Origin of the sequence: Streptomyces sp. NPDC006207, assembly GCF_040613835.1 — a bacterium.
GTDB lineage: Bacteria > Actinomycetota > Actinomycetes > Streptomycetales > Streptomycetaceae > Actinacidiphila.
In genome coordinates this window covers 1-23,706 of record NZ_JBEXSX010000080.1, presented here as the reverse complement: position 1 = coordinate 23,706, position 23,706 = coordinate 1, and the positions used below count along the sequence as shown (strand labels likewise).

General features: G+C 72.8%; 28 protein-coding genes and 1 tRNA gene. 11 read left to right on the top strand and 18 right to left on the bottom strand.

Annotated elements, in window-relative coordinates; all coding sequences use genetic code 11:
• Positions 1–14: 14 nt before the first annotated feature.
• Positions 15–935, bottom strand: coding sequence for a LysR substrate-binding domain-containing protein (locus tag ABZ312_RS39650; RefSeq protein ID WP_500439821.1), 921 nt, complete (start codon positions 933–935; stop codon positions 15–17).
• Between the two features lie 72 nt (positions 936–1,007).
• Between ABZ312_RS39650 and ABZ312_RS39645 the strand changes: the two genes are divergently transcribed.
• Entirely contained in the window at positions 1,008–1,934 is a 927-nt protein-coding gene (locus tag ABZ312_RS39645) for a DMT family transporter (RefSeq protein WP_500439820.1), read from the top strand.
• Here ABZ312_RS39645 and ABZ312_RS39640 read toward each other — a convergent pair.
• Positions 1,901–2,632, bottom strand: coding sequence for a class I SAM-dependent methyltransferase (locus ABZ312_RS39640; RefSeq protein WP_500324101.1), 732 nt, complete (start codon positions 2,630–2,632; stop codon positions 1,901–1,903). The two genes, ABZ312_RS39645 and ABZ312_RS39640, sit on opposite strands and share 34 nt — an antisense overlap.
• 41 nt (positions 2,633–2,673) lie before the next feature.
• Positions 2,674–4,182 carry a S1 family peptidase gene (locus tag ABZ312_RS39635; protein WP_500439819.1) on the bottom strand — a complete coding sequence of 503 codons (1,509 nt, stop codon included), beginning with the start codon at positions 4,180–4,182 and terminating at the stop codon, positions 2,674–2,676.
• Positions 4,183–4,396: 214 nt separating this feature from the next.
• Between ABZ312_RS39635 and ABZ312_RS39630 the strand changes: the two genes are divergently transcribed.
• Positions 4,397–4,840, top strand: a complete 444-nt coding sequence (locus ABZ312_RS39630) for an SRPBCC family protein (RefSeq protein ID WP_500324103.1) — start codon at positions 4,397–4,399, stop codon at positions 4,838–4,840.
• 93 nt (positions 4,841–4,933) lie between these two features.
• Here ABZ312_RS39630 and ABZ312_RS39625 read toward each other — a convergent pair whose 3' ends face one another.
• From ABZ312_RS39625 to ABZ312_RS39595, 7 genes are all read right to left on the bottom strand, one after another.
• Positions 4,934–6,055 (bottom strand): baeRF3 domain-containing protein, encoded by a 1,122-nt coding sequence (locus tag ABZ312_RS39625; RefSeq protein ID WP_499509536.1) that lies wholly within the window; start codon positions 6,053–6,055, stop codon positions 4,934–4,936.
• Between the two features lie 115 nt (positions 6,056–6,170).
• Positions 6,171–6,401 (bottom strand): hypothetical protein, encoded by a 231-nt coding sequence (locus ABZ312_RS39620; protein ID WP_500324247.1) that lies wholly within the window; start codon positions 6,399–6,401, stop codon positions 6,171–6,173.
• Positions 6,388–6,654: a DUF6400 family protein gene (locus ABZ312_RS39615; protein WP_500358184.1), complete on the bottom strand. Its 267-nt coding sequence runs from the start codon at positions 6,652–6,654 to the stop codon at positions 6,388–6,390. Before ABZ312_RS39615 ends, ABZ312_RS39620 begins: the two co-directional genes overlap by 14 nt.
• 172 nt (positions 6,655–6,826) lie before the next feature.
• The gene (locus tag ABZ312_RS39610; RefSeq protein ID WP_500439818.1) at positions 6,827–7,480 is read right to left on the bottom strand and encodes a VanZ family protein; all 654 of its coding nucleotides are present in this window, start codon (positions 7,478–7,480) and stop codon (positions 6,827–6,829) included.
• A 207-nt stretch (positions 7,481–7,687) separates the two neighbouring features.
• Entirely contained in the window at positions 7,688–8,884 is a 1,197-nt protein-coding gene (locus ABZ312_RS39605) for a PP2C family protein-serine/threonine phosphatase (RefSeq protein ID WP_500358182.1), read from the bottom strand.
• 95 nt (positions 8,885–8,979) lie between these two features.
• Positions 8,980–9,414, bottom strand: coding sequence for a nuclear transport factor 2 family protein (locus tag ABZ312_RS39600; protein ID WP_500324107.1), 435 nt, complete (start codon positions 9,412–9,414; stop codon positions 8,980–8,982).
• A 79-nt stretch (positions 9,415–9,493) separates the two neighbouring features.
• A complete protein-coding gene (locus tag ABZ312_RS39595; RefSeq protein WP_499509531.1) occupies positions 9,494–9,772 on the bottom strand; it encodes a DUF6510 family protein in 279 nt (92 codons plus the stop codon).
• 836 nt (positions 9,773–10,608) lie between these two features.
• On the opposite strand from ABZ312_RS39595, the gene ABZ312_RS39590 reads away from it, so the two are divergent.
• Positions 10,609–10,980, top strand: a complete 372-nt coding sequence (locus ABZ312_RS39590) for a hypothetical protein (protein WP_500439817.1) — start codon at positions 10,609–10,611, stop codon at positions 10,978–10,980.
• Between the two features lie 108 nt (positions 10,981–11,088).
• Here the strand turns inward: ABZ312_RS39590 and ABZ312_RS39585 are convergent, their stop codons facing one another.
• Complete coding sequence (locus tag ABZ312_RS39585) at positions 11,089–11,625, bottom strand: hypothetical protein (protein WP_500358176.1); 537 nt, start codon at positions 11,623–11,625, stop codon at positions 11,089–11,091.
• A 517-nt stretch (positions 11,626–12,142) separates the two neighbouring features.
• Here ABZ312_RS39585 and ABZ312_RS39580 point away from each other — a divergent pair.
• Positions 12,143–12,217 (top strand) — tRNA-Trp (locus tag ABZ312_RS39580).
• Positions 12,218–12,595: 378 nt separating this feature from the next.
• Here ABZ312_RS39580 and ABZ312_RS39575 read toward each other — a convergent pair.
• Positions 12,596–12,979, bottom strand: coding sequence for a VOC family protein (locus ABZ312_RS39575; RefSeq protein WP_500439816.1), 384 nt, complete (start codon positions 12,977–12,979; stop codon positions 12,596–12,598).
• A gap of 139 nt (positions 12,980–13,118) precedes the next feature.
• Complete coding sequence (locus ABZ312_RS39570; RefSeq protein WP_500329639.1) at positions 13,119–13,406, bottom strand: DUF1905 domain-containing protein; 288 nt, start codon at positions 13,404–13,406, stop codon at positions 13,119–13,121.
• Between the two features lie 238 nt (positions 13,407–13,644).
• Between ABZ312_RS39570 and ABZ312_RS39565 the strand changes: the two genes are divergently transcribed.
• Positions 13,645–14,460: an SAM-dependent methyltransferase gene (locus ABZ312_RS39565; RefSeq protein ID WP_500329637.1), complete on the top strand. Its 816-nt coding sequence runs from the start codon at positions 13,645–13,647 to the stop codon at positions 14,458–14,460.
• Between the two features lie 53 nt (positions 14,461–14,513).
• Here the strand turns inward: ABZ312_RS39565 and ABZ312_RS39560 are convergent, their stop codons facing one another.
• The gene (locus ABZ312_RS39560; protein WP_499509522.1) at positions 14,514–15,422 is read right to left on the bottom strand and encodes a Sco1979 family transcriptional regulator; all 909 of its coding nucleotides are present in this window, start codon (positions 15,420–15,422) and stop codon (positions 14,514–14,516) included.
• An 89-nt stretch (positions 15,423–15,511) separates the two neighbouring features.
• A complete protein-coding gene (locus tag ABZ312_RS39555; RefSeq protein ID WP_500329635.1) occupies positions 15,512–15,748 on the bottom strand; it encodes a DUF397 domain-containing protein in 237 nt (78 codons plus the stop codon).
• A gap of 173 nt (positions 15,749–15,921) precedes the next feature.
• Here ABZ312_RS39555 and ABZ312_RS39550 point away from each other — a divergent pair, with 173 nt between their 5' ends.
• The 3 genes from ABZ312_RS39550 (at position 15,922) to ABZ312_RS39540 (ending at position 18,811) form a co-directional block, all read left to right on the top strand.
• Positions 15,922–16,383 (top strand): ATP-binding protein, encoded by a 462-nt coding sequence (locus ABZ312_RS39550; RefSeq protein WP_499509520.1) that lies wholly within the window; start codon positions 15,922–15,924, stop codon positions 16,381–16,383.
• 431 nt (positions 16,384–16,814) lie between these two features.
• Entirely contained in the window at positions 16,815–17,774 is a 960-nt protein-coding gene (locus tag ABZ312_RS39545; protein WP_500329633.1) for an NAD(P)-dependent oxidoreductase, read from the top strand.
• 137 nt (positions 17,775–17,911) lie between these two features.
• Positions 17,912–18,811, top strand: a complete 900-nt coding sequence (locus ABZ312_RS39540) for a LysR family transcriptional regulator (protein WP_500357627.1) — start codon at positions 17,912–17,914, stop codon at positions 18,809–18,811.
• Positions 18,812–18,820: 9 nt separating this feature from the next.
• Here ABZ312_RS39540 and ABZ312_RS39535 read toward each other — a convergent pair whose 3' ends face one another.
• Positions 18,821–19,453, bottom strand: a complete 633-nt coding sequence (locus ABZ312_RS39535) for a CGNR zinc finger domain-containing protein (protein WP_500439815.1) — start codon at positions 19,451–19,453, stop codon at positions 18,821–18,823.
• Positions 19,454–19,521: 68 nt separating this feature from the next.
• Between ABZ312_RS39535 and ABZ312_RS39530 the strand changes: the two genes are divergently transcribed.
• Positions 19,522–20,454 (top strand): 2-dehydropantoate 2-reductase, encoded by a 933-nt coding sequence (locus ABZ312_RS39530; RefSeq protein WP_500439814.1) that lies wholly within the window; start codon positions 19,522–19,524, stop codon positions 20,452–20,454.
• Between the two features lie 32 nt (positions 20,455–20,486).
• On the opposite strand, the gene ABZ312_RS39525 is transcribed toward ABZ312_RS39530, so the two are convergent.
• A complete protein-coding gene (locus ABZ312_RS39525; protein ID WP_500329627.1) occupies positions 20,487–21,710 on the bottom strand; it encodes an alpha/beta hydrolase family protein in 1,224 nt (407 codons plus the stop codon).
• A gap of 371 nt (positions 21,711–22,081) precedes the next feature.
• On the opposite strand from ABZ312_RS39525, the gene ABZ312_RS39520 reads away from it, so the two are divergent.
• The gene (locus tag ABZ312_RS39520; protein ID WP_500329626.1) at positions 22,082–22,342 is read left to right on the top strand and encodes an acyl carrier protein; all 261 of its coding nucleotides are present in this window, start codon (positions 22,082–22,084) and stop codon (positions 22,340–22,342) included.
• 24 nt (positions 22,343–22,366) lie between these two features.
• A complete protein-coding gene (locus ABZ312_RS39515; RefSeq protein WP_500357620.1) occupies positions 22,367–22,543 on the top strand; it encodes a hypothetical protein in 177 nt (58 codons plus the stop codon).
• Between the two features lie 190 nt (positions 22,544–22,733).
• Here ABZ312_RS39515 and ABZ312_RS39510 read toward each other — a convergent pair whose 3' ends face one another.
• Positions 22,734–23,510 (bottom strand): class I SAM-dependent DNA methyltransferase, encoded by a 777-nt coding sequence (locus tag ABZ312_RS39510; RefSeq protein ID WP_500329625.1) that lies wholly within the window; start codon positions 23,508–23,510, stop codon positions 22,734–22,736.
• Between the last annotated feature and the right edge of the window lie 196 nt (positions 23,511–23,706).

The following is a 23,706-nucleotide window of genomic DNA, read 5'->3' as shown; positions in this document are numbered from 1 at the left end:
CCGCTCCGCCCACGCTAGGCGTGCCGCCCCGCCGCGGCCACCAGACACTCCAGCACGCGGCGCAAGGGCGGCTGCCCGGCGGTGCCGGCGGCCAGCAGCGCCGAGACCGTACGGGTCACCGGGTGCGCGGGCGGGTGCAGGCTGACGCCGTCCAGGGCGGCGGGCAGTGCCAGCCGAGGGACGAGCGCGACACCCGCACCGGCCGCGACGAGGGCGGTGAGCACCGAGAAGTCACTGGCCAGCGCCACCGGCCGGGGCACGAATCCGGCCGCGCCGCAGGCCCGCCGGGTCAGCTCGTGGCAGGAGGTGTCCGGTCCGGGCATGAGCCATTCCTGCCCGGCGAGGAGCGCCAGGTCGAGGGCCTCGCCCGGGCCCAGGCCGTGTTCGGCGGCGAGCGCGGGAGGAACGGCGAGCAGCACCGGGTCCTCCATCAGATGGTGCTGCTCGCAGCCGGCGGGCACCTCGCGCGGGAGCAGACTGTACGCGTGGACGACGGCGATGTCGGCCTCACGGCGCCGCAGCAGCTCCACCGCCGCGGCGGGTTCGTGCTCGGCGATCCTCAGCCCGGTCGGCGCACCGGCATCCCCGCCGGCGAGCAGCCGCCACACCTCCGGCATCAGGGTGCGCGCCGCGGACGGGAAGGCGGCGACGCGGACGGGGCCGCCGGCGCCCCCGCGGAGCCTGTCCAACGCGGCCTCGGCGGAGGCGAGATCGCCGAGGATCACCTCCGCGTGCTCCACCAGCAGTCGCCCGGCCGGGGTCAGCCGCAGCGTGCGGCCCCGCTTCTCCAGGACCGGGACCCCGGTCTCCCGCTCCAGCGCGGCGAGTTGCTGGGAGACGGCGGGGCCGGTCAGATGCAGTGCCTCGGCGGTCGCGGCGACCGTGCCGTGTACCGAGAAGGCCCGCAGCAGGCGCAGCCGGCGGACGTCGAGCATAAAGCCCACCTTCTCGTTTTCGGAAGAAAGGGTAACTGGATCTTTTCCATCCTAGTCGGGACAGTGGGACACGTGAAGCCTCCCGCCCCCTCGCCCCGTGTCCTCGCCCTCGCCGGCACCGTCGTGCTGTGGGCCTCGGCGTTCCCCGCCATCCGCGTCGGCCTGGAGGGGCTGGGGGTCGCCGGTCTGTCCTTCCTGCGGCTGGCCGTGGCGTCCGCCGCGCTCGCCGTGGCCGCACCCCTGCTCGGCGTCCGCCGGCCACGGCGGCGCGACCTGCCGCTCATCGCGTTGTGCGGCCTGACCGGCATGGCCGCGTACCAACTGCTGCTCAACTGGGGCGAGGTTCACGTCCCCGCGGGCACCGCCAGCCTGCTGGTCGCCATCGCCCCCGCCTTCAGCGTGTTCCTCGCGACGGCCTTCCTCGGCGAACCGCTGACCCGCACCGTCGTGGCGGGCAGCCTCGTGGCGATCGGTGGGGCCGCCGTCATCGCCCTCGCCCGCGGCGGCGCGCACTTCAGCGCGGGCGCGCTCGTCGTCCTCGGCGCCGCCGTCGTCCAGGGCGTCTACCACGCCGCCACCAAACCGCTGCTGCGCCGCCACACCGGACTGGAGGTGGCCTGCTACGCCATGTGGGCCGGCACCCTGATGCTGCTGCCACTCGCCCCCGGCACCGTGCGGGCGGCGGCCCACGCCCCCGGCCCGGCCCTCGCCTCGGCGGTCTACCTCGGCCTGCTGCCGTCCGCGCTGGGTTTCGTGATCTGGGGGTACGCGGTCGCCCGGCTCAGCCTCGCGACCTCGACGGCGGCGCTGTACCTCGTACCGCCGGTGGCCCTCCTCGTCGCCTTCGTGTGGCTCGGCGAGATCCCCCGGCCCACCGAACTGGCGGGCGGGGCGATCGGCATCGCGGGCGTCGTCCTGATCAACCGCGGGCGGCCCGGGGCGTCCGGGGCCGGCCGGGCCGCGCGTCAGCGGACCGCGAGGACCAAGGTCACGACGTAGTTCTCCTCGACCACGCCGTCCGGGAAGTGCCGCAGCAGGCGCTCCCGTTCGGCGGCGAGGAAGGCGCCGGCGCGTTCCTCGCCGAGCACCAGGAAGGCCGACTGGGTGCCGACGTTCGCCAGGTGCACCTCGACGGGCACCCGCCGGGACCACGGCAGCCGGTGCTCGGCGAAACCCGGCCCGCCCGGCAGCCGCCCCGAGCGGGGATGGGACAGCTTCCCGAAGAAGCCGCCCAGCCGGTCCTGCTCGCCGGCGATCCACGGCACCGACACGTCGGGGTCGTTGCGCCACAGCGCGAACGCGCCGCCCGGCCGCAGCACCCGCAGCGCCTCCGGCACCGACCGCCGCGGATCGGTCCAGTGCCAGGCCTGCGCGTACGTCACGAAGTCGAAGGCGCCGGAGGCCAGTGGCAGCCGGTCGCCGTCCCCGCGCACCAGGGCGACGTCCGGCAGGTTGCGGCGCAGCTCCGCGGCCATGCCGTCGCCCGGCTCCACGGCCACCACCCGGGCGCCGCGCTGGTGCAGCAGCGCGGTGGCGATGCCGGTCCCCGCGCCCACGTCGGCGACCAGGGCACCGTGCAGCCGGTGCCCCGCCAGCTCCTCCACGGCGTCGAGGAGGGCCGGCGGGTACGAGGGACGGTTCGCGGCGTACCGTCCGGCGGCCCGGTCGAAGGCGCGGGCGCGAGGTGAGCTGGTCATACCTCCATGATCCTCCGCCCCGGCCCGCTCGTGGCGCCCGGTCAGTCCCAGCCTCCTGGGCCGTAGCCCCCGCCGGCTCCCGCGGCGGGACGGATCCACCGCGTGGCCAGGAAAGCGAGGCAGCTGACGGCGACGATCAGCAGACCGGGGCCGATGCCGCCCCCGCTGCCGATCGCGCCCAGCGACGTCTGATCGCTCGCGGTGCCCGGGTAGACCGGCGCACCACCCGGCGCCGTCGGGGCGGCAGGGGCCCCCGGGGCCGCCTGCTGCCCGCCCTGACCGTTGCCGGAGCCGCCTGTGCCGCCGGAGCCGCCCCCCGCGCCCCCGCCCGCCTCACGGGTGGGCGCACCGGCGGAGGCGGCCGGCGCCGCGCCCGGCGCGTCGCCACCGGCGGCCGGCGCCGGGGCGTCACCGCTGTCCGTGGCGCGCGGCAGGCTCACGCCGAGCGCCGCCATCGCCGAGTTCACCGGCTGGAAGAACGTGATGCCGCCCGCCGTGCAGTCGCCGCTGCCGCCCGAGGTGATCCCGAGCGCGAAGCCCTGCGCGAACAACGGGCCGCCGCTGTCGCCGGGCTCGGCGCACACGGAGGTCTGTATGAGCCCGCTGACCGTCCCCTCGGGGTAGTTGACCGTCGCGTTCAGCCCGGTCACCTGACCGGAGTGCAGCCCCGAGGTGCTGCCGCTGCGGAAGACCTCCTGCCCCACGAACGGGTCGGCTGCGCCGGTGATCCGGACCACGCGGCCCGCGCCGACCCCGACGACGCTGCTGTGGTCCGATCCGTCGTTCTGGTACTGCACGAGCGAGAAGTCGCCGCCGGGGAAGGAGGTCGAGACGGTGGTGCCGACGGGCCTGGTCCCCTGGTTGTCGGCGAACCAGGCGGTGCCCGGCGGGCCGCAGTGACCGGCCGTCAGGATGAAGTCGGTCGTCCCGTTGGTGACGTTGAAGCCTGCGGAACAGCGGCTGCCCCGGGTCAGGATCGGTGCGGCCCCCGCGGTCCTGGTCGTGAAGTCGGCCGCGGTGCGCTCCATGCGGACCTGCCCGCCGATGCCGTCCGCGACGGACTGCAGGCGCGCCCACTCGTCGGCGGAGACCGTGCTGTCGGCCAGCACCAGGACCTCGTTGGAGACCGGATCGACCGACCAGGCGGTTCCGGGCACGCGGGGGGCCTCGCGCAGTTCGCCGGCCGCGTCCTTCAGGTCGCGCATGCTGTAGCGGACGACCTCCGACCGGGCGCCCGCCCTGGCGACCTCGGCCGCGGTGTCCCGGTCCGTCACGGCGACCACCGGGCGGCCCTCGGCGTCCACCCAGCTCCCGCCGGTCCGGGCGTCGCCGAGGCGCGCCGCCAGGTCTCTGGCCAGGCCCGCGGCGTCCGCCGTGCCCTGCCCGCCCTGCGCGCCGTCCGGGGCGTCCAGCACCTGGCTGCCGCTCCCGGTCCGCGTGCCGTCGGGGGCCGCCCCGAAGGCCTGCGACATCATCACTCCGCCGCAGACCACTCCCGCGACGGCCACGAGCCGCAGCGCGCGCTGCACCTGACGCCGTGTGCGCCTCAACGTGCCCCCTACATCCGCTTCCGTACCTGCAGGTCACCGGCATCGACTGCCGCGGGCCCGAGAGGGGACCCGGCCTTCCATACGTGCGGGGGAGCCGCAGCGCTCACCGCGTGCGGCGCCGATCCGGAACGCGCGGAGGTGCCCGGGGTGGCGAGGCGCTCTATCGTGGCCGGGTCGGCGCAGCCGACGATCCAACGAGCCATCAAGGAGCGACATGGGCGGTCAATTCGAGGCGGTCGTCGAGGTCGACCGTCCTGTGGCGGAGGTCTTCGCCTTCCTCGCCGACGGGCGCAACGACCCCAAGTTCAGCCCCCGGGTGCAGGAGATCCTGCGCACGCCCGACGCCCCGACGGCGGTCGGCACGGTGTTCACCAGCGTCGTGAAGGACGCCGGGATGAAGTCCCACCGGGAGTTCCGGATCACCGAGTTCGACCCGCCCAACCGGATCCGCTGGACCGAGCAGTCGAAGAACCTGGTCACCGCCGAGGGCGGTTACGACCTGCAGCCGGTGTCCGAGACCACCACCCGGGTGCGGATCTTCAACCACCTGGAGGGGCACGGTCTCGGGAAGCTGCTGGTGGGTCTGGCCCTGAGCGCCGCACGCAAGGACGCCCCGGCGTTCGGGCAGCGGATCAAGGCCGCCGCCGAGGCGTCCTGACCGCTCACCGACCCCCTGGCACCCTGGCACCCTGGCACGCGTCACCCGGGCCGCGCCGCCGACAGCGGACCCGGGTGGCGTCCTGGCGGGGGCTCAGTAGCGCAGCACCGCCGCGATCCGGTCGTGCTCGGCGAGGCTGTCCGGCGCCACGAAGCGGACCTCGGCGCCCTTGTCGAGCGCCGCCTCGACCAACTCGTCCACGATGTCCTCGCGGATGCCGTCCTCGAAGCCGCCCGCCTCCGGGCCGTCACCGTCCACCGGAGTGAGGTGACCGTCACTCAGGCGTACCGTGCGCTGGAAGTCCTCCTCGACCACGACGAGTTCGGCACGGCCCTCGCACACGGACTCCCACACCTCGTCGAGCCCCGCCGCGAAGGTCCTGCGGCTACGGGCGTCCACCAGCCTGCGGCCGGTCCTTTCCGTCTCCCGCTCGGCGAACTCCCTCTGCGCCGGGGCGAGTTCCTGGAGGAGCGTCTGCGCGGGGCCGTTCGCCAGGCCGCCCTTGTGCACGACGGCCACCGCGGCGTCCGCGGCGGTGCCGACCTCCTTGAGCAGGGCGACCGCGTCCGGCAGGCCCACCAGGTACAGCGGCCGGCCATCGGCGGCCAGGAGGGAGGCGAGGGCGCCGTCGACGGACCGCAGGAAGCGCCGCGTCTCCTCGTCCCGGAAGGTGCTCGGGTGGTCCCCGACCTGCTCCTGCCGCTCCGGGTCCCACTGCACGGGGTCCGGCTCCATGGGGAAGCCCTGCGCGTCCTGGGGGTGCAGCGACTGGCCGCTGCCGCTCCACAGGGTCGCCCGGTCGGCCGCCACCGTGAGCACCCAGTACGGGAGGGCCCTGGCCTTCGCGGCGACCAGGTTGCGGGTCAGGAAGCTGTCGCTGAGCACCACCCGCTCGGGGACGGCCCGGGGCAGCGTCCAGATCTGGTGGTCCCGCTCCGTGGCGTACATGACGAGCCCGTCCAGCGAGTAGCGCAGGTCCACTTCGGCGGCGGCGGCCTTCAGCTGCGTCTTGATGGCCATCCGCGAACGGCGGGACGCCTCCGGATCGTGCTCGATCCGGCGCTCGGCCTCGGCGAGCAGATTGCGCAGCCGTACGGCGTCCTGGGCGTTGTCCGGTTCGCGCCGATGCGTCGGCATGGTCAGCGACACCGCCGGATACGGCCTGGTCGCGCGCAGTGCTCGCAGGGTGCCGGCCGTCAGGGCATCGGTTTCCATGATCGCCTCCCTGAGGGGTCCGCGGTTGCTCCCCGCGGACGGGGGCAGCCCACACCCCGAGCCTCGCACACCAGGCGGGCCGCCGCCTGCCGGGGACGGCCCGGCCGCGCGGTGTTCAGGCCCCGTTGCGGTGGTGCGCGCCGAAACCGGAGTCCCAGGCCCACATGTGGGTGCAGCCGGGGCACTGCAGATGCACCACGGGCCCCTTGTTCGACAGCAAGTAGCGCCAGTGGTCGGGGCAGTTGCGGCCCGCGGCGCAGGTGGCGCACTCCCGGTGGTCCTCGCAGCGCGGGCAGGGGACCCACGCCCGGCGGCCGGGGTCGGCCGTGGGATCAATCGGAAGCAGCACCGTCGTCCTCCTCGGACCCCTCACGGGGCGGCAGCACGCCGGCCGCCACGAGCGTGCGGTACACCGCCTCCTGCTCGTCGTCGAGGCCGGAGTAGAGCAGCCGGTACGCCGCGTCCTCCTCGCGCAGCACGGCGACCGGGTCCCAGTCGTCGCCGAGGGCGGCGAGGACCTCGGCCCGGCGGCGGGTCTCGTGGTCGGCGAAGTCCAGCTCGAACGCGTGGAGGCGGTCCGGGACGTCGTCGTCGTTCATGTCGCTCGCTCCCGGGGCAATCGGGGATGAATCCACCCTGTGTAACAAAGGGTCGTGCTCGGGGGAAAGCCTTTCCGGCTCGGATGTGACGCACTCCATGCGGCTCCGCCGCTGGTCAGGGACGTACCAGCGGCGGAGCGCCAGGTGGCCCGGGAGGGTTTCCGGGCCCTGTTCAGGAGCGCCGGGCGGCCTTGCGGCGCACCGTCCCGAAGGACAGGAAGGACTTGCGGGGCGCCGTCTGCGCGGCCTTGGCGCCCTTGCCGGCCTTCGTCGTCCTACCGGACCTCCCGGGCTTCCCCGACGTCCCGGCCGTGCCGCTCCCGCGGGTCCCGAAAACCTTCGTGATCCTCGACGTCCTCGCGCCGCCCGTGGGCTTCGCCGCCGGGGCCGGGGCCTGGGCGGGGGCCGCCGGGGGGACGGCGTGCACGGCCCGGCCGAGGCGGCGCCCGAAGAGCAGGTAACCCAGCAGGGCACCGGTGGTGTTCATGATCACGTCATCGATGTCGAAGGCGCGGCCCTGCACCACCGCCCCCTGCGCCAGCTCCACGAGGATCATCACCAGGCCCGTCGTCACCACCACGCGCAGCGCCCCGCGCGCCTTCGGTGCCAGCACCGGGAGCAGCACGCCGAAGGGCATGCCCAGCAGCACGTTCCCCCCGACCTGCCGTACGGCGCCCGCGACCGTGTACCGCTCGTAGTACTGGCGCAGCGAGGCGCCCGGGTGCATGTTCGCGTGAGCGAGACCCTCAGAGGCGTACGACGGCGCCAGCGTCGCGCGGGCCAGCACCGCCCCGAACGCGACCATCGCCACGAACGCCAGCGCCATCGCCGCCCACCGGGCCAGCGAGGCCAGTGGCGACCGCCGCCCCTCTTGCCTTGTCTCCGACGAACGCCCGCGCAACGCCAACCGAGCCACGGACTTCCCCCCTCTTCTGGTCTGTTCCGGTCGTGGTCTCCCCGTGTCACAGACCGGATACCCCGAGCGCCCTCCGGGATGCCGGGTGACCGCGCTCTCCGCGGCGGGCAACGGCGTTCACCCCGGGGGCGCCGCCTGATGGGGAGGCGGCGGCGCCGAGGGCGGGCGACCACCCGCGCGGCCGGTCGCCGCCACCAGGGCCGGGGACCGGCTGATCGCCAGCACGGCCGCGTCGTCGCCGAGGCAGCCTCCCGCGTAGGCCAGCAGGTCCGTGCACAGCCGTTCCACCAGCGCCTCGGGATCACCGGCCGGCTGCCCGGCGAGCCGTCCGGTCAGCGGGTAGAACGACCCGGCCACGTCGCGCGCCTCGACGACACCGTCGGTGTACAGCAGCAGGGTGTCGCCCGGCTCGAAGGCGAACGTACGCACCGAGGGCTCCGCGCCGGCGAACTGCGTCAGCCCCAGCGGCGGCGCGGGCGCCGGCATGTCGAGCGGGGTCACGCGGCCTTCGTGGAGCCGCAGCGGCGGGGGATGACCGCAGGTGACGAGGTGGACCACCGGCTCGTCGTCCGGGATGTCAGCGACGACCGCGGTGACGAAGGACTCCGCCTCGTCCTCGGTCGGCCCGGCCTCGGCCGCGGGGTCGGTGAGGTCGGAGGAGATCGCCTGTTCCAGCCACAGGACCAGCGCCGGCAATTCCGCCTGCCGGTGCGCCACGGCACGGAAGGCGCCCAGGGTCAGCGCGGCCTCGTTCACCGCCTCCATGCCCTTGCCGCGGACGTCCCCCACGATCACCCGGGTCCCGGTGTCCGTGCGCACAGCCGCGTACAGGTCCCCTCCGATCTGTGCCTCCTCCTCCGCGGCGAGGTAGACCGAGGCGATGCGCAGCGGCCCGATGCGCCGGGGGATGGGCCGTAGCAGCACCCGCTGCGCGGTCTCCGCAACCGAGCGCAGCCGGGTCACCTGTCGCTCGTGCTTCACGCGCAGATGGGCGAAGAAGGTCGCCAGCACCGACATCAGGGCCAGGGTGGCGATCTGCGCCGAGTGGTTGAGGTCCAGGGGTGTCGTGCGCACCGCCGCCACGAGGACCTGCGCGACCACCGCGACGCCGCCGACGACTGCGGTCGTCCTGGCCCCCGCGAACGACGCGGTGATCGCGGGGGCGGCGACCAGGAACGGCCCCAGATGGACGTCGGGCGGTGACATGATGTCCACGACGGTGACCATCAGGATCAGCGTGAGCATGGCGGCGACCAGCAGATGCCCGGGCCGCCACGACCGCCCCCACTGTTCCAGGCGTCGTGCAACATCCATGACTCTTGGATACACCCGCGTCCGTGGCCCTGCCCGCTCGTACGCCCTCCGCCCGCTCCGCCCGCTCCGCCCGCTTTGCCCGCTCCGCCCCCGCCTCAGGAGCGCCACTTCTCCAGGACGAGCACCTCCGCGATCCGCCAGCCCGTCCCGGTGTGCCGCAGACCGAAGGTGTAGCGGCCGCCGCACACGAAGTTGGGGGCGGTCGGGCCCGCCCCCGCTTCGCCGAGCCGCATGGGGTTGACGTAGTCGGCGTGCGCCACCGCGGACGGCGGGTCGAGGGCGATCCGGCGGTTGACGACCAGGTGCTGGCGCACGGGGAACAGGCGCATCGTCGAGGAGAGCCAGTCGGCGACCTCGGTGGCGGGTCCGGCGATGCCGCCCGCGGACGAATAATCGGCCCGGCCGTCCGGGGCGAAGAGCGCGACGTACGCCGCCCAGTCGCCGTCGTCGACGGCCGCCGCGTAGCCGCTGATCAGCTCGTCGACGGCCAGCCGGTCCAGCAGGATCTCCCACTCCGCTCGCGTCGTCATCGCCACAGTGTTGGGCACACGGCACGAAGAGCCAAGACCCGTGCGGCGGTCGACCGGGCCGGTTGTCAGCCCGGCGACGTCACTCGGGGAGCGGGATGCGCATGCTCACCGAGCCCCGCAGGTCCAGCCACGCGGCGGACGGCCCGCGCACCACCCGCAGGATCACGGTGTCGCACCCGGGACAGCGGGCCACCAGCCCGGGGGAGTGGTCGTACACCCGCAGCGTGGCCACCGGCCCGGTACGCCCGCAGCCCACGCAGCGGCCCTCGGCAGCCGTCATGTCCACCGCGAAGATCTCCCGGAGCGGCCCGGCCAGCGCGTTGCCGTCGGTGTACGCGTCCGTGCCCTGTGCGCTCATCCCAGCCTCCCGTCGCCCCGGCCGCCCCAGCGCCACCCACCCTATGCACGCACAGCCCGCCCCGCGCGCCCATCGCGGCGGCCCGGGCCGCACGAAGCTACGGCCCGCAACCCCCCGGTCATCCACTCCTCCGCACCATGGGACGGTCTCCCGTGGCGGGTCCAGGAGGGGCCTCTCCATGCTTGGCCGCGAGTGCCGGCCCATGCCGGAGAGCCTGACTGCTTGTGCCGTGGGGCGCGGCGACCTGGCGGAGTACGGCGTCGTTGCCATCGGTGGACAGCTCAGCCTCTACTCGTTCCACCGCAGTCCCCGTCTTGTGTTCCGCCTCATTCGGCACCGTGCACGAGGGTTCATGGCGAGACCGGAGCCGCCGCCTGTACCGCCGACCCCGCGCGAATGCAGATGAACAGCCCCGTGCGACTCCAACTGATTTGGAAAGCCGGGCGGGAAGCCAGAGGTCCTTCCGCAACTCGAAGTCGCCGTACGCCAGGGCCCCGAAGCCGAACGCGCGGAGCTCCACGCCGTACCGGCCCGGACCTGCCAGGTAGCCGCGGCGAGCTTCGTGCGCCAGGACGAGCCGGACGCCGCATGGGTCGCCGCCGACCGAACAAGTGCTGCCCAAGTCGCCGCAAGTTTACGGGCCCCCGATCCCTCGCCCAAGGCAGCTCCCGCCCGAAGCCGCTGCCCCGACCTCCTGCCTGGTGGCAGAGGTGCCGGGGCTCTAAGGTTCCGCCGTGAGCTACGACATCTACTTTTTGAACCGGCGCCCAGAGTAGTCGTGGGACGACGCCCTGGAGGAGCTCGAAGCGCAAAGTGAGGACGTTCTCGACGGGCCGGTGACGCCAGAGCTCATCGACGCGTGGGACCGCATCGTCCCTCAGGCTCGGGGGTTGCTTGGCGAGCTCAATCTCTTCGAGACCGATGAGGCACGAGAGCTCACGCACCACGCCACAGGCATTCAGGCATCTGTCTTCATCGACGAGGTAACGATCACGGTGCCCTACTGGCACATGGGGGACAAGGCGGAACACGTCCTCGGCATGGCGTATGCGCTAGGCGCGATCATCGAACGCGAGACCGGCATGCAAGGCTACGACCCACAGGTCGAGCTTCCGCTCTCCGAGCTTTCGGCCCCGGACGGCATTGCCGTGATGTCTACGATCACCAATGACCTTCGGGAACGCTTCGGGGGCAGTGCCGATTCCTGAGCCCCCGCGACTGGGCCGTCTTGGGGAAGAACTGGCTGGTGGATGACCTCCGGGCGGCCCGCAGGAGGTCTGCCCGGTGCCGGCCGTAGGGCTGTGAGCACATGACGGTCACAGGCGGCGGTCCGGGTCGGCTTCCAGGACCTCTCGGATTGCCCGCCTGCGGGGGAAGAGTGCGCGTGAGCCGTACCGGTGGCCGCTCAGGTTTTGGGTAATGGCGGCGAGCCACTCGGCGTCGCCGAGCTGCGCAACTCGGCCGCTGGTCGCTACCTCGTCGAGTAGCTTGCAAGCTGCGGTGATCTCCCGCCGGGGGTACCGGTAGGCATGGTGGGTGAAGTTCGCGCTCCACTCTTCATAGGGACAGCGCGCAAGCCCCCCGATGGAAGCGGGGAGCCCCACGTGCTCGGTCGGCTGGCCGAGCCAAGACAGGATCTTCGCAACCTTCCGCAGCCTCTTCGAGTGGTTGTGCCGGTGAGGCTGGACGTCGAGCACGATGTCCATCACGCGGGCCCACGGAATCTGCTGGGTCTCGACGCCCTGCACCCAGTGCGATAGACCCTCCTTCCTCAGCCTTACGTGGTCTCCAGCGGGATCACCGATCACCCACTCCCCGTCGGTGAACGCAAGAGGTCCGAGTCGATCGGGCATGTTCTGGTCCTTCGTCCCGCAGCGCCGTCCAGCGCCGCCCGAAGAATGATGCATGACGCGCTTCGCGGGCTATCTGCCGGGGCGCTGCGCGTCAGACGGGTGTCGGTTCGCAACGACGTGCCACAGCCGTGCCACACACGACGGGGCCGGATCAGGGACGGACAGCGCCCCCAGGTATCTATTTGTCTCGGCGTGCCGCATCACAGAAAGTCGAGCCGGAGCCCGTACTCATGGAAATGACCGATGGGGCTCACCGACGAGACCACGATCAGAATGCTTCGGTCGATCCAACGGAAGCCGGCCCGAACCGTGAGTCCCTAATACGGAAGGTGTCCGAGCACCCTGCCGGCCACGTCCCGCGCGCCCAGATCGCGCCGTTCCTGGAGTTCCGCGACGGCAGGATCACCGCCCAGCGCAACTGCGACTGCTACGAACGCCCGGGCGGCTGACCAGCCTTCGCCGCCCCGGAAATTGCGTGGCCGGCCCATTGCCGCACATGTCAAGGTGGAGCCACCGAAGGGGCGTAGCTCAGCCCGGCCAGAGCAGCGGACTCCAAACCCGCACGCCGCAGGTTCGAATCCTGCCGCCCCTGCAAGCAACCGACACGGCCCCGGCCGCACATGGACCCCGTTCGCACCGCGAAGGAGGCCCATGCGCAAGGGTCGTGACGCCAGAAGGTGATCACGGTGGCGCCTTCCAACGTGAAGCGCAGGAACTCGTCGGGGGCAACGCGTAAGGCGAGGCCGCGGCGTACGAGCTCGGACTCAACCCGTCTGCGCGGGCGGCGTTGACGCACGTGCCCACGACGTCGTCGTCGGCGATCAACTCGTCATGCGCCCGATTGGCCTCGTCGCCGCCCGGCCGACCCTGACCTCGGTCTCGCATTCCAGGACACGCTGTCTTGAGATGTGGGATCGCAGGCGCCGAGCGTGACGCGGCCGGGAGCACGCGTCCACCGCACCGCTCGCGCCTACTCCTCGTCCAGGCAGAGGCAGAAGGGGTGGCCGGCCGGGTCCAGGAGGACGCGGACGTTCTCCCGGGGTTGGTGGCCGGCGAGCGAGGCGCCCAGCGCGACCGCGTCGGCGACGGCGCCGTCGAGGTCGCCGACCTGGAAGTCGAAGTGCATCATGGGCCGCTGATCGCCGTCGGCGGGCGGCCACGAGGGGGCCCGGTAGCCGGTCGCCTGCTGGAACACGAGGTAGGCCGGACCTTCGGGCGCGGCGACCACGGAGGTGCCCGGTTCCTCGTGCACGACGGGCCACCCGAGCAGCTCGGCGTAGAACGCCGCGAGGGCGGCGGGATCCGGTGCTTCCATGGCGGTGCCCCACCACATGCCCAGCGTTCGTGATCGCACGGCCGTAGTCTGTCGCGGCGCCGGGGGGTTGTCCACGCCTTCGCGCAGAAGGGCGTTCGGCCTGCGACGACCGGTGGCGGGTCGGTTGAGCGCGCGCCGCCCCCAACGGGACCGAACCGCCCGGGGCGTCGCCGTCACGTCAGAGGCGGACCGTCATCTCCACGGTCACCTCGTCCCCGGCCGCGATGCCCTGGGGTCTGCGCACGGCGACCTTCAGCGGCAGCAGGTAACCGCCGTCCTTGGGGAAGAGCGACGTCGTGAAGGCGGTGTCCCCGATGCGGGCCTCGACGGGGATGACGCCCCAGCCGTAGGTGGCCATCGCGGCCACCTCGCGGATGTGCTCGGACTCCTCCTCCGGGACGGTCGCGAAGTAGTACGGCGATGGTCCGCGCCACTCGATCACACGGCCGGCGAAGACGAGCTCCATGGGGTCGGTCCCGTTCCTGCAGGGTGGCCGGACCGCCTCAGCGTACAGGTGGCGCCCCGGTAGCGAGGGGGATACGTCCGGTAGCGCGGTGACTGATGGTGTTTCAGGAGTCAAACATGTTGGCGATCAATTCACTTCCCATGGGTGAAACCGCAGGGCGGCAGGGTGACTTGAGCCTAGAATGGGACTTCCGCGATCACCCCGCGTTCAGGGCGTGGGCAGGACTGTGAGGGGCCGGATGAGCCAGGAGCGAGAGCCGCTGCCGACCGCGATCGACACCGGGATTCCCAGCGTCGCCCGGATGTACGACTTCCTGCTCGGCGGCAAGGACAACTACGCCGTCGACCGTGAGGCCTCCGAGGAGCTGCTCAAGGTCGTCCCGAGCACCAAGGAACTGGCGGTCAACAACCGCAGGTTCCTGCAGCGCGTCGTGGGCGTGCTCGCCCGCGAGTACGGGATACGCCAGTTCCTGGACCACGGGTCAGGCCTGCCGACGCAGGACAACGTCCACCAGGTCGCCCAGCGCGTCGACCCGGCCGCGCGCGTCGTCTACGTCGACAACGACCCGATCGTGCTGGCGCACGGCCGTGCGCTGCTGGAGGAGAACGAGAACACGGCCGTCATCCAGGCCGACTTCCGTGACACCGACGGCATCTTCGGCCACTCCGAGGTGGAGCGGCTGATCGACTTCAGCCAGCCGGTCGCCGCCCTCTTCGTCTCGGTCCTGCACTGCATCCCCGACGAGGACGACCCGGCGGGCCTGGTCAGGCGCGTCGCGGAGCGGCTGGCGCCGGGCAGCTTCCTCGTGGTGTGCCAGCTGGTCAGCGAGGACAAGGCGGTGCGCGACTTCGTCACCGAGTTCATGGACGCCAGCACCCAGGGCAACTGGGGCCGGGTCCGTCAGGAGAGCGACGTCGAGGGCTTCCTCGACGGTCTGCGGATCCTGGAGCCGGGACTGGTCGAGGTGTCCACCTGGCGCCCCGACACCGACCTTGCGCCCCGACAGGCCACCCAGGAGTGGATCGAGTTCGGCGGGGTCGGCCACAAGGCCTGAGGACGTCAGGGGTCCCGGGGCCGGAAGGGCCGGCCCCGGGGAACCGCGTCAGCTCACGACAACTGCTTGAGGAAGTCGCGCAGGAAGTCCGGCGTCCGGACCGGGGGCTCGGCCTCGGCGCTGAGCCGGTCCATCACGGCCAGGTAGTTGTCGACGTCGTCCTGCTTGTCCAGGTACAGCGAGCTGGTGAGCTGCTCCAGGTAGACGATGTCGGGCAGGTCCGGCTCCAGGAAACGCAGGATCGTGACCGGTCCGCCCGCGGTGGCGAGGCCGCCGACGCTGAACGGCGCCACCTGCAGCGTCACGTTCGGCATCGCGGCCGCCTCGATGAGCCGCTCCAGCTGGCGCGCCATCGCCTCGGCGCCGCCCATCGGACGGCGCAGCGCCGCCTCGTCCACGACCGCCCACAGCCGGGGCGCGTTGGGCCCGTTCAGCAGGTGCTGGCGCTCCATGCGCAGCGCGACCCGGCGCTCGACCTCGACCCCGGACGCCCTGGGGTGCCCCAGCCGGATGACGGCGCGGGCGTACTCCTCGGTCTGCAGCAGACCGGGGATGAACTGCACCTCGTACGTACGGATGACGGAGGCGGCCTCCTCGAGGCCCACGAGCGTCTCGAACCAGCCGGGGAGCACATCGGCGTACCGGTGCCACCAGCCGGGGGTGTTGGCCTGGTGGGCGAGCTTGAGGCAGTCCGCGCGCTCGGTCTCGTCGGTCACGCCGTAGAGGGTGAGGAGGTCGGCGACGTCACGCTCCTTGTAGCCGACGCGGCCCAGTTCGAGACGGCTGATCTTGGCGTGGGAGCCGCGGATCGCGTCACCCGCCGCTTCGCGGGTGATGCCCCGGGACTCCCTCAGCCTCCGCAGCTGGGTGCCGAGCACGATGCGCAGCACCGTCGGACCACCGCGCGGGTGCTCCAGGTACTGCCTTATCGACGGTTCGTTGCTCGGCCGCGTCGCGGTCATGCCGGCTCCCGTGGTGACTGGGCGGACCGTCAGTGTCTCACTGAGTGGTGCCCGAATACAGCCGCATCTTATGGCATGCCGACGTTTTGTCAGCCCGTCATGTCATCGAAGTCGCCGTCCTTCACGCCGCCGAGGAAGGCCTCGATCTCCGCGCGCGTGTAGATGAGCGCAGGTCCGCCCGGGTGGCGGGAGTTGCGCATCGCGAAGCCTCCACCGGGCAGCGCCGCCAGCTCGACGCAGTTGCCGCTGGGGTTGCTCCGGCCGCTCTTCCTCCAGTCCGCGCCCTCGATGTCGGTGGCCGGTACGCCGTTGTCGAACTCCCGCATGGCTACGCCTCCTTGACGGGCCATCTGCACGTGCAGATGCACGTGCAGATGTACTTACCCTTGCACTTACGACTGTAATTGCAGATGTGCTTGCACGGGTAGGGATCCGGCGGGGATAGTGGTGGACGCAGACAGCACCGCGCCCCCCGCCCGACAGCTCTGCGGAGTTCCCGATGACTACGCATCCGGCGATCCCCCTCGACTACGGCCTGACCGAGGACTCAGGGTCACGCTTTGCCGCCTGCGGCCTGAGCGGTGACCTCCACGCAGCAGGTTCCGCACGGCAGTTCACGCGTGCCACCCTGAGCAACTGGGGGATGCTCGCGATCGTCGACACCGCCTCGATCGTGGTGTCGGAGATGCTGACCAACGCCGTGCGCTACGGCCTCGACGACCCGGCGTACGCGCCGTTGTCGAGCCGGCCGGTCTGGCTGGGCCTGCTCCGCCGTGACGAGTCCGTGCTCTGTACGGTCGCCGACCCCGGCACGGGCGTCCCGGTGGTGAAGGAACCGGACTGGTTCGCCGAGACCGGGCGGGGGCTGCACATCATCGACTCGCTCAGCGAGTCCTGGGGGTGGACACCGCCCGACGAGGCGGGCAAGTCCGTCTGGGCGCTGATCTCCGCGCCCATGTGACTTCCGTACCACGGTGTCCCGCAGACCGGACGCCGTGGGACGGGGGAACGGGGGCCAGAAGCGCCGCGGCGGGGCACCGGGGGGATGCCTCGCCGCGGCCTGACGGTTCGCCGCTCCGCTTGGCCGCTCCGCTTGGCCGGGAGGACGCTGGCGCTCTCCGGGGGCGGTCGATGACTGTGTCTTTGCCTTTCCCGGGAAAGGAATTCACCTTTTGTTGACGCGCCGCTGTTTCCTGCCGCTCGCCGTCAATGGCCCTTTCGTCAGATGTGCTAGCGTTCGTGAGGTTCACGGTTTGACAACGATGTCAGATTCTCCGGGCCCGCGGACGCGTCCGTCCGCGACGGAAGGGCCCCTGCTCTGAAGGACGGAGCCCCGGCGCACCCGGCGTGGCACGCCCGTTCTCCGAGCTCCACAGAAAAGCACAGCGAATCATGCAAGAAAGCCGCGCGGTCTGGCTGCCCTATCGGTCCGGCGAATTCGCCGGACCGCTGCCCGACGGCCTGTCGTACCACTTCTGGGACGGTCTTTCGGCCTTCCCCTCCGATCCCCGGGACGTACGGTTCGTCGTCGTCCCGCCCGTCCCGGCCAAGCAGCACCAGATCCTCGACCGGCTGCTGCACCACGCCGAGCGGCTGGAGGTCCTCCAGGTCCTCAGCTCCGGGCACGACTACCTCGCACCCTTCCTGGGGCTGCTTCCCCCGGGCACCCGCGTCGCCACGGCCAACGGCGTGCACGGCGAGGCCACGGCCGAGCTGGCGGTGACGCTGCTGCTGGCCGCGGGTCGCGGTCTGGACGACTTCTCCCGCCGGCACGCCCTGGGTCAGTGGCAACCGCGTGTCTTCCCCACGTTGTCCGGCAAGGAGGTCCTGATCGTCGGCCAGGGCGCGGTCGGAAGGGCCGTGGCCGCCAGGCTCGCCCCGTTCGGCTGCCGGGTGGTCCGGCTGGCACGTACTGCGCGCGACACCGCGGACGGCCACGTGCACGGGTTCGCGGACCTGCCCGGGCTGCTCCCCTCCGCCGACGCCGTCGTGCTGTGCGCGCCCCTGACGGACGAGACCCGCGACCTGATGGACGGCTCCCGCCTGGCCCTGATGAAGGACGGGGCCGTCCTGGTCAACGTGGCCAGGGGGGAACTCGTCGACACGCGGGCGCTGGTGCGCGAAGCCGGACGCGGGCGGCTGCGTGCCGCCCTGGACGTCACCGCGCCCGAGCCGCTGCCCAGCGGTCACCCGCTGTGGTACCTGCCCGGTGTCCTCATCACCCCGCACGTCGGGGCCTTCACCGACGCCTTCACGCCCACCTCCCTCGCCTTCATCGCGCAGCAGCTGGCCCGCTACGCGGGCGGCGAGTCCCTGGTGAACGTCCTGCCGCAGATGGCCGCCGCGCGCTGAGCGGTGGCGGCCCCCGGGAAACATCCCGGGGGCCGGTCGGCCCGGCGAATCACCCCCAGGGGTCGGCGTGTTCCCCGATCGGGAAATCGCCTGGCCCGTCGGGACGTCCTTGCGGCGCCGCGTGGTGGGATGGCCGGATGGAACTGCGGGAGCTGCGTGTCTTCGTCGCCGTGGCGGAGGAGGGCGGGATGTCCGCCGCGGCGCGGCGGCTGCACGTGAGCCAGTCGGCGCTGTCGCAGACCGTCACCGCGCTGGAGCGTCAACTCGGCGTCAAACTCCTGGTGCGGTCCAGTTCCGGCGTACGGACCACGGAGGCCGGGGCGGTCCTGCTCTCCGAGGCGCGCGCCGTGCTCGCGCGCCACGACCAGGCCGTGCGGACGATGGCGGCCCTGACGGCGCAGGGCGGGGGCACCCTGCGGCTGGGCATCCCGCTGGAGCTGCCGCCCGACCTGCTGACCCCCGTGCTCACCGAGTTGTCCCGGGCCTACCCCGACACGAGGGTGCAGGCCCGTCATCTGTCCACGGCGGCCCAGCTGGAGGCGCTGCACGCGGACGAGCTCGACGTCGGTCTGACGCGTGAGCGCCCGGCCGGGCCCGAGTTCGACGCGATGCTGGTGGTCCGGGAGAACCTCGGGGTGCTGCTCGCGGCGGACCAGGCGGCCGAACTCGCCGGACCGCACGGCGTCCGCCTGGAGTGCCTGGCGGGGCTGGAGTGGGTGGGCTTCCCCCGCGCCGGGAGTCCGGCCTGGTGGGACGAGCTGACCTCGGTGCTGCGCAGCCACGGGCTGGACGTGGGTCCCGAGGCGGGCGCGGGGGAGCCGCTGATCGCGGAGGTGAAGCTGGCGGCCGTGATCACCGGGCGGGCGTTCGCGCTGGCCCCGCCGAACTGGGCGCAGCCGATCCCCGAAACGGTCGTGTGGTCGCCCCTGGTGGGAGATCCCCTGGTCCGCAGGACCTGGGCGGTGTGGCCGTCCAGTTCGCACCGGCGTGACCTCGGGCATTTCATCGCGGCCTTCGCCCAGCCGGTGTCGCCGTAGGCGGTGGGGCTACGGGGCGGCCGCGGAGGCGCGGTGCCGGTGCCGGGCGGCCTTCGCGTTGTTGCCGCAGCGCTCCATGGAGCACCACTTGCGCGGCTTCCCGTTGCCGGTGTCGAGGTAGAGCATGCCGCAGATCTCCGCGGCGCAGGTGCGCAGCCGGTCCCGCAGGCGCGGCTCGGTGACCAGCGCGATCAGGTCCCGGGACACGGCGGAGAGCAACTGGGCGGCCGACAGCGGTTCCGTCCCGGCGCTCGGGCGCCCGTGGGCGTCGACGCGGAGGAGGGGCGCGGGCGGCTCGACGCGGGCCAGGTCGTTGAGCAGGTCCACGCACTCCGCTCGCGGCGTGCGGCCGTCGACGACCGCGGTGGCGACGTCGGTGGCGGCGGCGCGCAGCTCGTGGAGGGCGTCGAGCAGGGCCGTCCCGTCCTCCCCGTCCCGCAGCGTCACTCCGACGCCGCCGCACCAGGCGCGGAGGCGGTCGTGATCGCCGAGCCGCTCGACGGGGGTGCTGGGACGGCGGCCGACGGTGGCGACGAGGTCGAGCGAGAGGGAGCCCGCGTCGAAGCGCAGCGCACGGACCTTGGCCGTGACGCGGGTGCGGGGAGTGGCCGGGGTCCCCATGGCCGGTGCGCGCTCGCTCATGTGTCCATAGTAACCTTGAAGACGGTTACCAAGCCATCGGCCAGGCCGGACCGGGAAGGGAGCACGCCATGCGCATAGCGGTCGTGGGAGCGGGCGGAGTGGGCGGCTACTTCGGCACCCGTCTCGCGGAGGCGGGCAACGAGGTCACCTTCGTCGCCCGCGGTCGGCACCTGGAGGCGATCCGGGCCAACGGCGGGCTGGCCGTCCGCAGCCCGCTGGGGGAGTTCCGGGCACCGGCCGACCGGTTCGTGCCGGACATCGGTGACGTCGGTCCCGCCGACGTCGTGCTGGTCGCGGTCAAGCTGTGGGACACCGAGGACGTCGCCACCCGGCTGCGCGGCCTCGCCGAGGCGGGCGCGCGGGTGATCTCCCTTCAGAACGGCGTCCAGAAGGACTCGGTCCTGCGCCGGCACCTGCCGCCCGAGGCCGTGTGGGGCGGGGTCTGCTACATCTCCGCCGTCATCGAGGAACCCGGCGTCGTCTCCCACCGCGGGACGATGCAGAAGCTGGTCTTCGGCCCGTACGACGGGCAGGGGGCGGCCCGGGCGGAGGAGTTCCGCGAGGTGTGCGAGAAGGCCGGCGTCGACGCGGAGGTCAGCGCCGACATCGCGCGGGTCCTGTGGCAGAAGTTCGTGTTCCTCACGGGCCTGTCGGGCACCACCTCGGCCGTGCGCCAGCCGATCGGCGTCGTCCGCGCCGATCCCGCGACGCGGTCGCTGCTGCGCGACGTCATGGCGGAGGTCGTCGCCGTCGGCCGGGCCTCGGGCGTGCGCCTCGACGAGTCCTTCGTCGACGAGCAACTGGCCTTCTGTGACACGCTGCCCGCCACGATGACCTCCTCCATGCACAACGACCTGGAGCAGGGCAACCGCCTGGAACTGCCGTGGCTCAGCGGAGGCGTCGCCGACCTCGGCCGCGAACTGGGCGTCCCCACGCCCCGCAACCGCACCGTGGCCGACATCCTCGCGCCCTATGTGCCGGGCCGGCCGCGCGTGCCGTGACCGCCGTAAGGGGCGGCCGGTCCCGCCCCCGGTCAGCGCACCGAGAGCGTGTCCTGCAGCCAGTCGAAGACGACCTCGCAGTGCTGCTGGGGGGCCATCGGGGAGCAGTGCAGCTGCGCCCCGGTGGCCGCGGTGAGCTTCACGTAGTCCTTCGGGGCGGTGAGCCCGTCGTACATCCGGCGCGGCTGCCCCGGGTAGAACTGCTCGAACTCGTAGTCCAGCACCAGGGTGGGCGCCTTGATCCGGCCCAGCACGTCGCTGACGTCCAGTGAGGCGATGAGGCGGGCGGGGGTGAAGAAGTCGGTGAACATCCTGCCCTCCCGCGCCTCGGTCATCGCCGGGGCGGAGAAGGGTTCGAAGCGCTTCTTGAGCGTCGCCGCCTCGGACGGGCTCAGCGCCGGGACGACCTCCTTGGTCCAGACGGCGTTGGTCCGCTCCTTGTCGGCGGTGAGGATCTCCCGGACCTCCTGGGGGAAGGCCAGCCAGGGGGACACACAGCCGGGCATCGCCACCAGGGCGGCGATCCGGTGCTCGAAGGCGGCCGCCCGGGGCGCCAGGTTGCCGCCCATGCTCAGCCCGGTGAGGGCGATCCGGCCGGGGTCCACGTCGGAGCGGGCGGTCAGCCAGTCCACCAGCGGGGTGACGACCTTCTCCCAGCGCGGGGTGAAGACGACTTCTTCCACGAAGAGCACATGGCCCTGCCCCGGGCCGTCGTAGACGAGTGCGTTCCAGCCGCGGTCCAGGGCCGCCGACACGCCGTACGTCCACATGTCGACGTTCTGGCCGTCGCTGCCGTTGGTCAGGATCACCGTGGGCCTGCGCCGTTGCGCCCCTTCCGGGCGGAAGAACCACACCGGCATCCGCGTCCTCCCGCAGGCCACGCCCGCCGTCACCGGGGCCGGATCGCAGCGCTCGCAGAAGGCGTCCCAGGCGCGGCGCCCGGCACGGTAGAGCTGCTCCTCGCTGCCCGGGTCCTCGGAGCCGAGAACGAAGAACAGCGCTTGGCCGTAGTACTGGGCCGCCCGCAGCGTCCGGAACCGTGTGGTCTGGCGCCCGGGCATGCTGCCCCTCGGCGTCGTGAGCAGCCGGTCGCCCAGCTCTCTGAAGGTGCGGGTGTACGACTGCGCCGACACCCCCGCCGTGGTGACGGCGTTCACGGCGGTGAGCACCTCACCGGCCTCGGCGGAGCCGTAGCCGCAGGCGCCGAGGGCCAGGAGCGCGTTGAAGTCGTAGGCGGGGTCGTCGAAGAGGGTCATCACCCCGGGGGTGGCGCCGCCCGCGGGACCCGCAGCGGAGGCCGACGTCCGCCCGGACCCGGACCCGGACCCGGGCCCCGTTCCCGGACCGCCGGGCGAAGGCGGGCCCGCGGGGGAGGCGCCCGAGGGCGTGCACCCGGCGGCCGCCAGGGCCCCGGCCCCTGCCGCGAGCCCGGCCAGCGCGGTGCGACGGGTGGGCGCGGGGGCGGGGCCGTGCGGAAGGTGCGTCATACCGGCCGAACGTACGAGCCGCGCCCCGGCACGCCGGCCCACGACACCGGCCGTTCCCCCGAACGGCCCGGCGCACCGGTGCGGTCCTCCGCCGCCGGCGGGGTAGGCGTATCGGACAGTCACCGGAGGGGAGAGGGAACATGACCGAAGACGTCGCCGGCATCGTGCGCAGGGTGGTCGCCGGATGTGCGGACGTGGCGCCGGAGGAGATCGGGCCGGACACGACCTTCGCCCGGTTGCGCCTGGGCGACCGGGCCAAGCAGCGTGCCGCCGACGCCGTCGAACGCGAGGTCGGCGTGATGCTGCTGGCCGACGAGGTCGAGCGGATGGGCACCGTGCGCGACCTCGTCGAGCACGTGGCCGGCAAGCGCGCCGAACAGGAGGCCGCGGAGGCCCCCTGACGACGGCCACGCCTCGTCTGCGGCGTGGTCGTCCCACACCGCGCACGGCACCACGTAGCTCTCGCCGAGGACCGGGAAGGCCGTGTCCCGCGGCAGGTCCGGGACGCGGGTGCGGGCGGGGCCGGCATCGGGGACGCCGCGCTGCGGCACCGCGGCATCGACACCGGCCGCCCGGCCGCGGTGGCGGAGCCGGGACCGTAAGCGCGCGCGCACGGGCTCGTGGCCGACGTCGGCCCTGCGGGTGACGGCTCCCTCGATGCCGGGAGCCTGCGTGCCTACGCGCCTCCTGAGCACGTCGCCGTCGTACGCGCGAGGGGCCGTCACGGACGGCAGGACCCTTCCGGCCTCACGCCGGGGTCCGCCCCCGGCGTGCCGGGACGTCCGGCACGGCTCAGCCCGCGTGGACGCGGATCTTCGACTGCCCGTGGCCGCGCAGCTCCCAGTCGTCCATGAAGCGGGCGCGCAGCCCGTGCCGGGCGGCCAGATCCATCAGCGTCTCGGTGCGGTAGTAGAAGTCCTCGCGCAGCACGTGGTGTTCCTTCCCCTCGGTGCGGTCGAACGTGAAGTCGAACCACCCGCCCGGGGCCAGGATCCGCGCCACGTGGGCCAGGCACTCGTCGATGACCTCCAGGGGCGAGTGGGAGAAGACGCTGTGCGCGTGGACCACGTCGAAGTGGCGGTCCGGCAGGAAGTCGAAGGTCAGGTCGTGGGTGAGCGTGAGGTACGGCAGCTTGCGCTGCAGGCCCTGCGCGGTCACGGTGCGCTTGGCGGCGATCAGGATGTCGGGGGAGATGTCGATGCCGTAGTAGTGGCCGGCGTCGAGGTGCTCGATGAGGCGCCAGCCCGCGCGCAGGTTGCCGCACCCGATGTCCAGCAGCCGGTGCCGGGGCGACAGGCCGTGCTCACGCAGGTAGTCGAACTGCATCGCGCCCAGCGCCAGCCAGCGGTCGTGGCTGCCGCTGCCGACGGCGGCCTCGGGGTCCCGCGCGGTGTCGCTGGCCATGACCGCCCGGTAGTACGCCACGTGGTCGCGGTGCCGGTGCGCGAGCCAGCGGTCCCGCGCGGCCCGGCGCGCGTACCCGGCGACCCGCGTGGGGTGCCGGAGGGCGTAGCCGACCTTGTGGGTGAGGCTCGTCCGGTCGGCCCGGAGGTTCTTCCTGGTGGCCATGGCGGGTACTCCCTCGGGGGTCACGGGGGACGCGTTCTTCGTCCCTCTCGGGAGGCTGCCACGCAGCGCCCCCGCCGTTCCCCCTCCGAACGGGTGGTACCGGTGTGCGGGGCGCCCCGGCCGGGGAGGACACCTGGGCCGTGGAGATCGGCGAGGGCGTCATCACGATGATGATGCCGCCGGTCAACCGGCACGA

What these genes read in the sequence shown, in the direction of transcription:
- ABZ312_RS39625 (WP_499509536.1), bottom strand. Translation starts at nt 6,055, where the DNA reads ATGGAAACCGATGCCCTGACGGCCGGCACCCTGCGAGCACTGCGCGCG.
- ABZ312_RS39520 (WP_500329626.1), top strand. Translation starts at nt 22,082, where the DNA reads ATGACCGAAGACGTCGCCGGCATCGTGCGCAGGGTGGTCGCCGGATGT.
- ABZ312_RS39585 (WP_500358176.1), bottom strand. Translation starts at nt 11,625, where the DNA reads ATGCCCGATCGACTCGGACCTCTTGCGTTCACCGACGGGGAGTGGGTG.
- ABZ312_RS39510 (WP_500329625.1), bottom strand. Translation starts at nt 23,510, where the DNA reads ATGGCCACCAGGAAGAACCTCCGGGCCGACCGGACGAGCCTCACCCAC.
- ABZ312_RS39610 (WP_500439818.1), bottom strand. Translation starts at nt 7,480, where the DNA reads ATGGCGCTGGCGTTCGTGGCGATGGTCGCGTTCGGGGCGGTGCTGGCC.
- ABZ312_RS39545 (WP_500329633.1), top strand. Translation starts at nt 16,815, where the DNA reads ATGCAAGAAAGCCGCGCGGTCTGGCTGCCCTATCGGTCCGGCGAATTC.
- ABZ312_RS39595 (WP_499509531.1), bottom strand. Translation starts at nt 9,772, where the DNA reads ATGAGCGCACAGGGCACGGACGCGTACACCGACGGCAACGCGCTGGCC.
- ABZ312_RS39615 (WP_500358184.1), bottom strand. Translation starts at nt 6,654, where the DNA reads ATGAACGACGACGACGTCCCGGACCGCCTCCACGCGTTCGAGCTGGAC.
- ABZ312_RS39535 (WP_500439815.1), bottom strand. Translation starts at nt 19,453, where the DNA reads ATGAGCGAGCGCGCACCGGCCATGGGGACCCCGGCCACTCCCCGCACC.
- ABZ312_RS39570 (WP_500329639.1), bottom strand. Translation starts at nt 13,406, where the DNA reads ATGGAGCTCGTCTTCGCCGGCCGTGTGATCGAGTGGCGCGGACCATCG.
- ABZ312_RS39550 (WP_499509520.1), top strand. Translation starts at nt 15,922, where the DNA reads ATGACTACGCATCCGGCGATCCCCCTCGACTACGGCCTGACCGAGGAC.
- ABZ312_RS39605 (WP_500358182.1), bottom strand. Translation starts at nt 8,884, where the DNA reads ATGGATGTTGCACGACGCCTGGAACAGTGGGGGCGGTCGTGGCGGCCC.
- ABZ312_RS39525 (WP_500329627.1), bottom strand. Translation starts at nt 21,710, where the DNA reads ATGACCCTCTTCGACGACCCCGCCTACGACTTCAACGCGCTCCTGGCC.
- ABZ312_RS39640 (WP_500324101.1), bottom strand. Translation starts at nt 2,632, where the DNA reads ATGACCAGCTCACCTCGCGCCCGCGCCTTCGACCGGGCCGCCGGACGG.
- ABZ312_RS39630 (WP_500324103.1), top strand. Translation starts at nt 4,397, where the DNA reads ATGGGCGGTCAATTCGAGGCGGTCGTCGAGGTCGACCGTCCTGTGGCG.
- ABZ312_RS39650 (WP_500439821.1), bottom strand. Translation starts at nt 935, where the DNA reads ATGCTCGACGTCCGCCGGCTGCGCCTGCTGCGGGCCTTCTCGGTACAC.
- ABZ312_RS39540 (WP_500357627.1), top strand. Translation starts at nt 17,912, where the DNA reads ATGGAACTGCGGGAGCTGCGTGTCTTCGTCGCCGTGGCGGAGGAGGGC.
- ABZ312_RS39530 (WP_500439814.1), top strand. Translation starts at nt 19,522, where the DNA reads ATGCGCATAGCGGTCGTGGGAGCGGGCGGAGTGGGCGGCTACTTCGGC.
- ABZ312_RS39555 (WP_500329635.1), bottom strand. Translation starts at nt 15,748, where the DNA reads ATGCGGGAGTTCGACAACGGCGTACCGGCCACCGACATCGAGGGCGCG.
- ABZ312_RS39560 (WP_499509522.1), bottom strand. Translation starts at nt 15,422, where the DNA reads ATGACCGCGACGCGGCCGAGCAACGAACCGTCGATAAGGCAGTACCTG.
- ABZ312_RS39600 (WP_500324107.1), bottom strand. Translation starts at nt 9,414, where the DNA reads ATGACGACGCGAGCGGAGTGGGAGATCCTGCTGGACCGGCTGGCCGTC.
- ABZ312_RS39565 (WP_500329637.1), top strand. Translation starts at nt 13,645, where the DNA reads ATGAGCCAGGAGCGAGAGCCGCTGCCGACCGCGATCGACACCGGGATT.